Here is a 12,067-nt window from a genome sequence, read left to right as displayed (position 1 = left end):
TCTATATAAGCTTATTAGTAGCTTCATCAGGAAAAACTAACGATGGTTTAAATACTTTGGCTTCTTCCATGTCCATAAAAGCATAAGTAATTAGTATCAAGGTATCTCCAACTGAAACTTTTCTAGCAGCAGCACCATTTAACGTGATTTCACCACTATTTCGTGGGCCAGGGATACAATAGGTTTCCAGTCGCTCACCATTATCATTATTTACTATTTGAACTTTTTCACCTTGAATAATGTTGGCAGCATCCATTAAGTCTTCATCAATAGTGATACTACCAATGTAATTAAGGTCTGCACCTGTACATTTTACTCTGTGAATTTTTGATTTTACTACTTGAATTTGCATGCGGCAAAGATAATTAATTTAGAGCGATATTATCTATTAGTCTAATATCATCAGCATAGGCTGCTATAAAGGCTCTATATTCTTTTTTATTTGATTTACGTTTTACAGGCTTTAAACTTTCAACATCAGCAATTATAAAATATTCCAATTCCAATAATTCTTGATTATCAAACTGTTTTTCAACCCATTCTGTCACTTTACTAGCACTTTTTGTGCCAAATTTTTGCTTGGCAGTCTTTAACGTTTTAAAAATGAAAGGTGCCACTTTTTTATATTTTGGTTTTAAACGCTCATTGCGTGAACTCATTGCTAACCCATTGGTTTCTCTATGAATTGGGCAGCCAACAACATTTACAGGAATATTATGGTTTTTTACCATAGCTTTAATTATAGCCAATTGTTGAAAGTCTTTTTCTCCAAAATAAGCGTTATCAGGCTTAATAATTTCAAATAATCGCTTTACAATTGTACCAACACCGTCAAAATGTCCTACTCTAAACTTCCCTTCCATCTCAAACTCCAATCCTCCAAATGAAAACTTTTGAGACTTGGTGTTTCCTTCATAAATATCATCGACTGAAGGTGCATAAATTATAATACTCGACGACACTGCATTTAATAAATTAGTGTCTCTTTCTAATGTTCTTGGGTAGTTTTTAAGATCTTCACTATTATCAAATTGAGTAGGATTCACAAATATACTTACAACAACCACAGCATTGTTTTCCAATGCTTTTATAACCAAAGAGACATGCCCTAGGTGCAATGCACCCATTGTTGGCACAAACCCTATGGTTTGTTTTTTAGCTTTAAATTGTTGTAACTGTTTTTGAATCAGCTTTTTTTCTGTAAAGACTCTCACCTTTTAATAAAAAATTAACGGGTGCAAACTTAATATTTTAAAGGCAATTTGCATAAATTTTTGTACTTTTGCGTGTTTTTTATTTTGAATCTTCAAAAGCAATATACCATATGAAAGATAAGAGGATATTATACGTATCATCTGAAGTAGTGCCTTATTTACCAGAAACTGAAATTTCATCTATGTCATTTGAAGCACCAAGAATGGTTAATCAACTTGGTGGTCAAATCAGAATTTTCATGCCTAGATATGGCAATATAAATGAAAGAAGGCATCAATTGCATGAAGTTATTAGACTATCAGGAATTAATTTGGTGATTAATGACCTAGATATGCCTTTGATTATAAAAGTAGCTTCAATTCCTAAAGAACGTATTCAAGTATATTTTATAGATAATGACGAATACTTTAAAAGAAAAGCGACATTAACTGATGAAGATGGAAACTTGTTTTCAGACAATGATGAACGAGCTATATTTTTTGCTAAAGGTGTCATTGAAACTGTTAAAAAACTGAATTGGTCACCAGATATTATTCATGTCCATGGGTGGCTAGCTTCCTTATTACCATTGTACTTAAAAGAATATTATAAGGATGAACCTCTTTTTAATGAAAGCAAAATAGTAACATCTATATACAATCAAAGCTTTGATGGCTCGTTAAATAAAGATATGCACAGTAAAATTAAATTTGATAATATTGATGATGCTGCAATTGAGTCCTTGAATAAACCAACATACAACAACCTAATGAAGGTTGCTATTGATTATTCTGATGCTTTAATTATAGGTTCTGAAAAACTGCCAGAAGAATTAACAAATCATTTACAAAATTCTGAAAAACCTGTATTAGATTACAAGTCGAAAGATGAATTTAGTGAAGCCTACACCGAATTCTACAATACAAAAGTATTAGGCTAAACCACAATTGTCTCAAAAAAATCTATGAAAAATACATTTAATATATTTAAACCATTGTTGTTTGTTTCAGTGATAATGTTGTCATTGTACGCATGTGACCGCGATTTCACGACTATTGAAAGTGATATTGAAGGTATAAAAAACTTCGAAAACAATTCAAGTAAATTCCCAGTAGTTGCTTACAATAAGCAACTTAACCCAGTTCAAACGAACGGTCTTTCTTCAAATCTTTTAGGAGTTTATAACGATCCTATTTATGGCAAAACAATTGCTAGTGTTGTTAGTCAAGTTGTTCCAAGTACATTTAGCTTTAATTTTGGAGACAATCCTGTTGTAGATTCAGTTGTATTAGTTATCCCATATTATTCCAAAAACACAGGCACCGACGATGATGGCGACAAAATTTATGAATTAGATTCGATTTTTGGAAATCAAAAAATAAAACTTTCTGTTTTTCAAAATAACTACTTTTTGAGAGACTTCAACCCTGAAACAAATTTGGAAGAGTCCCAAAATTATTATAGCAATGCAAATGAAACCATTAATTTTGATAATCATATTGGAGAATTGTTGTATGTCAATGATAATCTTATCCCAAGCAATGAAGAGTTAAATATAACTTCAGAACAAACAGCACCTCCTGGCATCCATGTTGAATTATTAAATACTAACAATTTTTGGGATGATTTATTTTTCTTTGGTGAAGATGACCCTGCATCTATGCCTGAATTAAGCAATCAAAACAATTTTAAAAACTATTTTAGAGGCGTATATCTGAAAATTGAAGAACTACCTGACTCTAATGGAAACATGGCAATGATGAATTTCCAACAAGCATACATTCAAGTTTACTACAGTTTTGTCACAGGTACGGAAATAGATGAGGACACAGGTGATTTAGTTGAGATTACAGAACAACGATTTATTAGAATGAACTTTTCTGGAAATCGGCTTAATATTCTTGAAAATGACCCTACTAACACAATAATCAGTGATGCTGATGCAAACGCTAACCCTAACGAAGGAGATGATGTTCTTTATCTTAAAGGTGGTGAAGGATCTTACGCTATTATTGATTTATTTAATGGAGAAATACAAGATGAGAATGGTGATATGGTAGATGCTTTTGACTATTTTAAAAGCAAAAAAGACACATGGCTAATAAACGAGGCTAATTTATATTTTTATGTTGACCAAACTATTTTCAACGACCAAGAGCCTGATCGGGTTATTCTTTATGATTTAAAAAATAACACACCTATAATTGATTACTTTTTTGACTCGTCAACAAACAATTCTAATCCATTAAACTCTAAAATCAATTTCTCAAAGAAGCTAGAGCGAGATGATGATGATAACGGCGTAAAATATAAACTTCGTCTAACTGAACATTTGAATAATATTTTGCTTCGAGACTCCTTGAATGTAAACCTAGGTTTGTATGTATCCACCAATGTTAATGATATCCAAAGGGCAGATGTATTAAATTCTCCTGATGAATATGCACCATCAGGAACTGTATTATCACCTCGTGGAACTGCATTATATGGAACAAGTCAAAATGTTCCTAGTGACAATAAAGTACAATTTGAAATCTATTTTACCGAACCAAATAATTAAAAAAATATGTGTGGCATTGTAGGCTATATTGGGCACAGAGAGGCCTATCCTATCATTATAGAAGGCTTAAAGCGTCTTGAATATAGAGGTTATGACAGTGCTGGTATCGCACTATTTGATGGTACAGACCTTAAAGTCTCCAAAACAAAAGGTAAAGTAGCAGATTTAGAAAATCGTGTTGCTACTGAAATTTCTACCAATGCCAAATTAGGAATTGGTCATACGAGATGGGCTACTCACGGAGTTCCTAATGACATTAATGCACATCCTCATTATTCCAACTCAGGAAACCTTGTTATAATCCACAATGGTATTATAGAAAACTATGACGCTCTAAAAAAAGAGTTGACTGCTCGAGGATACACCTTTAAATCTGATACCGATACTGAAGTTCTTATAAACTTAATTGAGGATGTAAAATTAAAAGAGAATGTGAAGCTAGGGAAAGCTGTTCAAATAGCCTTAAATCAAGTTATAGGAGCGTATTCTATTGCCGTTTTTGATAAAAATAAACCCGATGAAATTGTAATAGCCAGGCTAGGAAGCCCTTTGGCTGTTGGAATTGGTGACAATGAATTTTTTATTGCTAGTGATGCGTCTCCTTTTATTGAATACACAAAAAATGCCGTCTATTTAGAAGATGAAGAAATGGCAATTTTAAGGATGAATAAAGACATTAAAATCCGCAAAATAAAAGACGACACGCTTGTTGACCCCTACGTTCAAGAATTACAAATGAATCTTGAGCAAATTGAAAAAGGAGGTTACGAACATTTCATGTTGAAGGAAATTCACGAGCAACCCAATGCCATAAAAGACACTTATCGTGGTCGTTTATTGGTTAAGGATGGTATTATTAGAATGTCAGGAATTGATGATAATATCGAAAAATTCCTAAATGCTAACCGAATAATTGTTGTGGCTTGTGGTACGTCATGGCATGCTGGGCTAGTAGCAGAGTATATTTTTGAAGATTTGGCTCGCATTCCTGTTGAGGTAGAATATGCTTCTGAATTCAGATATCGTAATCCTGTAATTACCCCTAATGATATTGTTATTGCTATTTCACAATCAGGTGAAACTGCCGATACATTGGCTGCCATAAAATTGGCGAAAGCTAATGGTGCTTTTGTTTTTGGCGTTTGTAACGTTGTAGGATCTTCTATTGCTAGAGAAACTAATGCAGGTGCTTACACACATGCTGGACCCGAAATTGGTGTAGCTTCAACTAAAGCATTCACAACTCAAATTACTGTTTTAACACTCATTGCACTAAAGTTAGCCAAAGCTAAAGGGTCAATTTCAAACTCGGACTATCGCTACCACCTTCAAGAATTAGAATTAATACCTGATAAAGTTTCAAAAGCTTTAAAATCTGACGAACATATAAAAGCAGTTGCTGATATCTATAAAAATGCTAGAAATTGCCTTTATTTAGGTCGTGGTTATAATTTTCCCGTGGCATTAGAGGGAGCTCTTAAATTAAAAGAAATATCTTATATCCACGCTGAAGGCTATCCTGCAGCTGAAATGAAACATGGTCCAATTGCACTAATTGATGAACAAATGCCTGTTATTGTTATCGCTACAAAAAAAGGGCATTATGAAAAAGTGGTAAGTAATATCCAAGAAATAAAATCTCGTAAAGGTAAAATAATTGGAATTGTTACTGAAGGAGATATAAATGTGAAAGAATTAGCTGACCACATCATTGAAGTACCTGAAACACTTGAATCATTATCACCATTACTTACAACTATTCCTTTACAGCTATTATCCTATCATATTGCTGTGATGTTAGGTAAGAATGTAGATCAACCAAGGAATCTTGCAAAATCTGTAACCGTAGAATAAAAGGTTTTATTCAAAAAATTATCATTTTATCAATTTTTCTAGTCTTATTTTGTTAATTTATATTATGCACGCATAATTTTTTAAGAAAATTTCATTCAGTTTTCGTAGATTTATATATATTGCTATCATAATAATTAACTAAAACTAAAAAATGAGATCAATTCTTTCAATTCTATTGTTGTTTTGTGGCGCTTTTACATTTGCTCAAACAACAATTTCGGGAACAGTTGTGGATGACAATGAACAACCTGTTCCAGGGGCCAATGTAATAATTGTAGGGACTTCAACAGGAAATATTACCGATTTTGATGGTGGCTTTACAATTACTACAGATTTAACGCCTCCATTTAGTATTCAAGCAAGTAGTGTTGGGTTTGAAACTGCAACACTCGAAGTAACTTCAAGCTCAGATGTAATTAAACTGGTTTTGACTGAAGGAACAGCTCTAGACGAAGTCGTTATTTCTGCTTCAAGAACACCAGAACGCATATTTGAATCACCTGTAACTGTTGAACGTTTTGGTTTAAAAGAAATTAAAAACACCGCTTCAGCCGACTTTTACGACGGTCTAGAAAACTTAAAAGGTGTTGATGTAAACACTAACAGTTTAACTTTTAAATCTATTAATACTAGAGGTTTTGCAACATTTGCTAATAACCGTTTTATGCAATTGGTAGATGGTATGGACAACTCTACACCAGCATTAAACTTCCCTATTGGAAATTTAGTAGGAATGGTTGAAACTGATGTGTTAAGCGTAGAACTACTACCTGGAGCAGCTTCAGCGCTTTACGGAGCCAATGCTTTTAATGGTATTTTGTTTATGCGCAGTAAAAATCCGTTTGACTTTGAAGGTATTAGTGGCTACATTAAACAAGGTATTACATCTCAAGATGCAGCTGGTGATAATAGCTATACAGACGTAGGTATTAGAATGGCTCATAAATTTACAGATCATTTTGCTGCCAAAGTTAACTTTGGTTGGTTAAAAGGTACTGATTGGGTTGCTGATAATTATGCTGGTAAGCCAGGAACAGGAGCAACACGTGCTAGTTTAGGATATGATGGTTATAATGTTTTTGGTGATGAGGTTGCAACTAACATACGAGCTGCTTCTGGTGGTCTAGGTATTATCCCTGATGTAACAGTGAGTAGAACAGGTTATAATGAAAGTGACTTAACGGACTATAATGCTGAAAGTATAAAAGCAGATTGGGGATTATATTTAAGACCTTGGGCTAATGATTTTGAAATCGCTTACGTAGGAAAAATTGGAACAGGATCAACAATTTATCAAGGATCTAACCGCTATTACATTAATGGTTTTACGCAACAACAGCATAAAATTGAGGTTAGAAACAATAATTTTTTCGTAAGAGGTTATGTTGTTGCAGACAAAGCTGGTGATTCGTATGACATGACTGTAACTGGTATTCAAATCAACAGAGCATGGAAAAGCGATGAAGATTGGTTTGGTGACTATATAAACACATTTGCTGGAGCGACTTTAGGTGGTGCTACTGAAGAACAAGCACATGCTGCAGCAAGAGCTGCCGCTGAATCTGGAAGATTCCTTCCTGGAACTCCAGAGTTTCAAGCTGCTTTTAATCGTAGTATCAACGACCCTGAATTAGCTACAGGTTCAAAATTTCAAGATGCCTCAAAATATTACCATGCCGATGGTAATTACAATTTTAGTCATTTAGTTGACTGGGCTGAAATTCAAGTTGGAGGTTCTTTTAGACAATATAGCCTAAACTCTTCAGGAACTATTTATACGGACTCTGATGGACCTATCGAATATTCTGAATACGGAATTTACACACAAATTCAAAAAGACTTGGAATTATCTGAAAGTATTGATTTAAAATTAACGGGATCAATTCGTTATGATAAATCAGAATTATTTGATGGTTTTTTATCTCCAAGATTAGCTGCTGGTTTTACGGTCAATGAGAATCACAATATCCGCGGTTCCTTTCAAACTGGATTCAGAAACCCAACCACTCAAGATTTATTTATTGGTTTAGATGCTGGTCCTTATGTATTGATTGGTTCTGCAGAAGCCAATTTAGACCGTTATGTTAGACCATATAGCGTAAATAACCCTGCTCAAGCTAATTCGATAAATCAATCTGCTGGAAATGCATATACCAATTCTTTCTCTAAAGCGTCTGTGGATGCTTATTTAGCAAGTGGTAATACACCTGGAACGAGAGATGCTAGCCTATTGAAAATTGGTAATTCAGAAGTTGTAAAACCTGAACAGGTAACTTCATTCGAAGTAGGTTATCGTGGAAAATTAAATCGTTTAATAGTTGATGCTAGTGTATATTATAATTCTTACAAGAATTTTATATCCAATGAAAGTGTTATTGCACCATTATATGGTCAAGTAGGTGATAATAGTTTGTCTATTGATGCTATTAATTTTGATGACACTCAAGAATATCAAACTTATACTAATTCTGATGCTAATGTAAATTCTTACGGCGCATCTATTGGATTAACAACCAAAGTGTTAGGAGATTTTGATTTAGGTGCCAATTATACCTTTGCTAAACAGGATTTTGATCAAGCAGCAGATCCTGATTTTAGAACAAGCTTTAATACACCTGAGCACAAAGTAAAATTGAGTTTTGGAAATACGGATCTCTTCAAGAATTTTGGATTTAATGTAGCATGGAGATGGAGTGATGCTTATTTCTGGCAAGCCACTTTTGGTGATGGTGATATTCCAGCTTATCATACACTTGATGCTCAATTAAGCTATACCATCCCTAAACTAAAATCTGTAATCAAAGTTGGTGCAACCAATATGTTAGGCGATGAATATTTTACCGCCATTGGTACTGGATATATTGGATCTATGTATTATGCATCAATAGTGATAAACAATCTATAAGAACATGAAAAAGATAATTATGAATACAAAATATTTATGGCTATTACTAATAGCCCTAGGGCTTACTACAGCCTGTAGTAATGACGACGACTCAACTAATGGTTCTGCTCCATTACCAGCTCTAACATCAGGAGAAGCGGATTTTTCAACTTATGTTGCTTTAGGTAATTCATTAACTTCTGGATTTTCAGATGGTGCTTTATTTATTGCTACTCAAGAAAATTCCTTTCCCAATATTTTAGCTAATAAATTTTCTATGATAGGTGGAGGAAATTTCACGCAGCCATTAATGAATGATAACTTTGGAGGTTTGGCTTTAGCTGGGAATAGAATTCCAGGTTTCAATCCAAGATTAGTAACAACTGGTGGAGCTCCTCAACCGCTTGAGGATGTTATTGGACCTATTACTGTTTCAACTGATATTGCCTTAAATAATCCAACTGGTCCATTTAATAATATGGGAGTTCCTGGTGCAAGAAGTTTCCACTTATTGGCACCTGGTTATGGAAATATCATGAATCTGCCGAATGCTAACCCTTACTATGTAAGAATGACTGGATCAACGCCTGATGCCAGTGTTTTAGAACTTTCTATGGCTCAAGCACCTACATTCTTTTCATTATGGATAGGAAATAATGATGTATTAGGTTATGCTACAACAGGTGGAGATGGAACAAGTCCAATAACAGATCAGCCAACTTTTGATTTTGCTGTTTCAACGCTTATAACAACCTTAACTTCTCAAGGAGCTAAAGGTGTTGTTGCAAATATACCTTATGTTACAGATATTGCTCATTTTACTACAGTACCTCACAACCCTGTTCCTTTAGATGCTGCAACAGCTGGAGCTGTAAATCAAGCATATGCACAATATAACGGTGGTTTACAATTAGCTTTAGGAGGTGGACTAATTTCTGCTGATGAAGCTGCTGCAAGAACTATAATGTTTGAAGCATCTGAAACTAATGCAGTTGTTATTGAAGATGAAAGCTTAACAAATTTATCAGCTTTAGGCTTACCAAGTATCAGACAAGCAACTGCAGCTGATTTATTGGTATTACCTGCATTATCGTTTATTGGAACTGAAGCAGTACCTGGAAATCCGTTAACCGTAAACGGTGTTGCTGTGCCTTTGGCTGATAAATGGGTTTTGTTGCCAAGTGAACAGGCAGAAATAAGGGCTGCAGTAGACAATTTTAATGCTACTATTCAGGCTGCTGCAAATCAAGCAGGTTTAGCTTTTGTTGATGCCAATGCACTATTGTCAGAATTAAATAGTACTGGTATTGCATCAGGTAACTATGTTTTAACTTCTAGTTTAGTAACTGGTGGTGTGTTTTCTCTTGATGGCGTGCATTTAACATCTAGAGGCTATGCTGTTGCTGCTAACGAGTTTATGAAAGCAATTGATGCTACTTACGGCTCTAACTTTGAAGCTTCTGGTAATTTAGTTGATATAGGTGAATACCCAACGAATTACTCGCCTACCCTTCAATAAATTAGACGAAATTAAAAATTTAAAATGCCCTTGTTGAGAGGGCATTTTTTTATACCTAAAAATCCCCACAAAATTGCTTTAGTTTTTAAATTAAAATAATATCTTTGCAGCGCGAAAAACGAGGTGTTTTTTCGGATTAAAAATTTAGCAAAATAAAAACAGATAAGTAATGTCAAAAGTTACAGGTAAAGTTGCACAAATAGTAGGTCCGGTTATCGATGTTGAATTCGGTGCTGGCGCTGAACTTCCAAAAATTTACGATTCATTAGAAATCAAAAGACCTGACGGTTCTATTTTAGTATTAGAAGTACAATCTCACATTGGTGAAGATACAGTTCGTACTATTGCCATGGACTCGTCAGATGGTTTATCTAGAGGAACAGAAGTAGTTGCTACTGGTGCGCCTATTCAAATGCCAATTGGTGAAGATGTTTATGGACGTTTATTTAATGTAATTGGAGATGCCATTGATGGTATTGGTGATTTACCTAAAGCTGGAGATGCTGGTTTACCAATTCACAGAGAGGCACCAAAATTTGAAGACTTATCTACCTCTACTGAAGTTTTATTTACTGGTATTAAAGTAATAGATTTAATTGAACCTTATGCAAAAGGTGGTAAAATTGGTTTATTTGGTGGTGCTGGTGTAGGTAAAACAGTATTAATTCAGGAGTTAATTAATAATATTGCAAAAGGTCACGGTGGTTTATCAGTATTTGCTGGTGTAGGTGAAAGAACGCGTGAAGGAAATGACCTTTTGAGAGAAATGTTAGAATCAGGAATTATCCGTTATGGCGATGATTTCATGCATTCTATGGAAGAAGGTGGATGGGATTTATCTAAAGTTGATAAATCTAAAATGAAAGAATCTAAAGCAACGTTTGTATTCGGACAAATGAACGAACCTCCTGGAGCGCGTGCGCGTGTTGCCTTATCTGGTTTAACAATTGCAGAATATTTCCGTGATGGTGCTGGCGAAGGTCAAGGAAAAGATGTATTATTCTTCGTAGATAATATTTTCCGTTTTACACAAGCTGGTTCAGAGGTGTCTGCACTATTAGGTCGTATGCCTTCTGCTGTAGGTTACCAACCAACATTAGCAACCGAAATGGGTGCCATGCAAGAGCGTATTACCTCAACTAAAAGAGGTTCTATTACATCGGTACAAGCGGTTTACGTACCTGCGGATGATTTAACGGATCCTGCTCCTGCAACAACATTTGCCCACTTAGACGCAACAACTGTATTGTCTCGTAAAATTGCCGAGTTAGGTATATATCCAGCGGTAGATCCATTAGATTCTACTTCAAGAATTTTGGCTGCAGATATTTTAGGTAATGAACATTACGATTGTGCAACTCGTGTAAAAGAGTTATTACAACGCTATAAAGAACTTCAGGATATTATTGCCATTCTTGGTATGGAAGAATTATCAGAAGAAGATAAAATGGCTGTAAACCGTGCAAGACGTGTACAACGTTTCTTATCACAACCTTTCCACGTAGCAGAACAATTTACTGGTATACCAGGTGTTTTAGTTGATATTAAAGAGACTATCAAAGGATTTAACATGATTATGGATGGTGAATTAGATCACTTACCAGAAGCAGCGTTTAACCTTAAAGGTACTATTGAAGAAGCTATTGAAGCTGGAGAGAAAATGTTAGCAGAAGCGTAAAACTAGTAGGCAGTTTTCAGTTGCAGTTTGCATTTATGCTCTGAATACTGAATACTGAATACCAAATACTGAATGACTATGTATTTAGAAATTGTATCACCAGAATTAACTTTATTTAGCGGAGAAGTAACTAGTATAGCCGTTCCTGGTGTTAATGGTGAGTTCCAAATGTTAAAAGATCACGCTCCTATTGTGTCTTTATTAAAAGCAGGTAACGTTAAGATATATGGTAATATTACTTTAGAAGAAGAGGTTCAAGACCAGTTTTCAAAAGGAGATGATAATGGTATTTGGTTAGCTATAAATTCAGGTACTTTAGAGATGAAAGACAATAAAGTTATTGTTTTAGCTGATTAAAATTTAGGTTAAAATACTATA

9 protein-coding genes are annotated in these 12,067 nt (G+C 34.5%); 7 read left to right on the top strand and 2 right to left on the bottom strand.

Features of this window, described 5'->3' with window-relative positions; genetic code table 11:
* Nucleotide 1: 1 nt before the first annotated feature.
* Nucleotides 2–352, bottom strand: coding sequence for an aspartate 1-decarboxylase (gene panD, locus C1S72_RS08970; RefSeq protein WP_104735270.1), 351 nt, complete (start codon nucleotides 350–352; stop codon nucleotides 2–4).
* Between the two features lie 13 nt (nucleotides 353–365).
* Nucleotides 366–1,214 (bottom strand): pantoate--beta-alanine ligase, encoded by an 849-nt coding sequence (panC, locus tag C1S72_RS08965; protein WP_104735269.1) that lies wholly within the window; start codon nucleotides 1,212–1,214, stop codon nucleotides 366–368.
* Between the two features lie 110 nt (nucleotides 1,215–1,324).
* Here panC and C1S72_RS08960 point away from each other — a divergent pair, with 110 nt between their 5' ends.
* From C1S72_RS08960 to C1S72_RS08930, 7 genes are all read left to right on the top strand, one after another.
* Nucleotides 1,325–2,134 (top strand): glycogen/starch synthase, encoded by an 810-nt coding sequence (locus C1S72_RS08960; RefSeq protein WP_104735843.1) that lies wholly within the window; start codon nucleotides 1,325–1,327, stop codon nucleotides 2,132–2,134.
* A gap of 24 nt (nucleotides 2,135–2,158) precedes the next feature.
* Nucleotides 2,159–3,754 (top strand): DUF4270 domain-containing protein, encoded by a 1,596-nt coding sequence (locus C1S72_RS08955; protein ID WP_104735268.1) that lies wholly within the window; start codon nucleotides 2,159–2,161, stop codon nucleotides 3,752–3,754.
* 6 nt (nucleotides 3,755–3,760) lie between these two features.
* A complete protein-coding gene (gene glmS / locus C1S72_RS08950) occupies nucleotides 3,761–5,608 on the top strand; it encodes a glutamine--fructose-6-phosphate transaminase (isomerizing) (protein ID WP_104735267.1) in 1,848 nt (615 codons plus the stop codon).
* 151 nt (nucleotides 5,609–5,759) lie between these two features.
* Nucleotides 5,760–8,513 (top strand): TonB-dependent receptor, encoded by a 2,754-nt coding sequence (locus C1S72_RS08945; RefSeq protein ID WP_104735266.1) that lies wholly within the window; start codon nucleotides 5,760–5,762, stop codon nucleotides 8,511–8,513.
* Nucleotides 8,514–8,517: 4 nt separating this feature from the next.
* Nucleotides 8,518–10,011 carry an SGNH/GDSL hydrolase family protein gene (locus C1S72_RS08940; RefSeq protein ID WP_230401606.1) on the top strand — a complete coding sequence of 498 codons (1,494 nt, stop codon included), beginning with the start codon at nucleotides 8,518–8,520 and terminating at the stop codon, nucleotides 10,009–10,011.
* Between the two features lie 169 nt (nucleotides 10,012–10,180).
* Entirely contained in the window at nucleotides 10,181–11,689 is a 1,509-nt protein-coding gene (gene atpD / locus C1S72_RS08935) for a F0F1 ATP synthase subunit beta (protein WP_104735265.1), read from the top strand.
* Between the two features lie 78 nt (nucleotides 11,690–11,767).
* Nucleotides 11,768–12,046 (top strand): F0F1 ATP synthase subunit epsilon, encoded by a 279-nt coding sequence (locus C1S72_RS08930; RefSeq protein ID WP_104735841.1) that lies wholly within the window; start codon nucleotides 11,768–11,770, stop codon nucleotides 12,044–12,046.
* Nucleotides 12,047–12,067 lie beyond the last annotated feature (21 nt).

Source organism: Hanstruepera ponticola (genome assembly GCF_002940745.1).
Classification (GTDB): domain Bacteria; phylum Bacteroidota; class Bacteroidia; order Flavobacteriales; family Flavobacteriaceae; genus Hanstruepera; species Hanstruepera ponticola.
This window is presented reverse-complemented; position numbering and strand designations above follow the sequence as displayed.

Coding starts and splice junctions, on each gene's coding strand:
- C1S72_RS08960 (WP_104735843.1), top strand. CDS start 1,325: ATGAAAGATAAGAGGATATTATACGTATCATCTGAAGTAGTGCCTTAT.
- C1S72_RS08940 (WP_230401606.1), top strand. CDS start 8,518: ATGAAAAAGATAATTATGAATACAAAATATTTATGGCTATTACTAATA.
- C1S72_RS08955 (WP_104735268.1), top strand. CDS start 2,159: ATGAAAAATACATTTAATATATTTAAACCATTGTTGTTTGTTTCAGTG.
- atpD (WP_104735265.1), top strand. CDS start 10,181: ATGTCAAAAGTTACAGGTAAAGTTGCACAAATAGTAGGTCCGGTTATC.
- glmS (WP_104735267.1), top strand. CDS start 3,761: ATGTGTGGCATTGTAGGCTATATTGGGCACAGAGAGGCCTATCCTATC.
- C1S72_RS08945 (WP_104735266.1), top strand. CDS start 5,760: ATGAGATCAATTCTTTCAATTCTATTGTTGTTTTGTGGCGCTTTTACA.
- panD (WP_104735270.1), bottom strand. CDS start 352: ATGCAAATTCAAGTAGTAAAATCAAAAATTCACAGAGTAAAATGTACA.
- C1S72_RS08930 (WP_104735841.1), top strand. CDS start 11,768: ATGTATTTAGAAATTGTATCACCAGAATTAACTTTATTTAGCGGAGAA.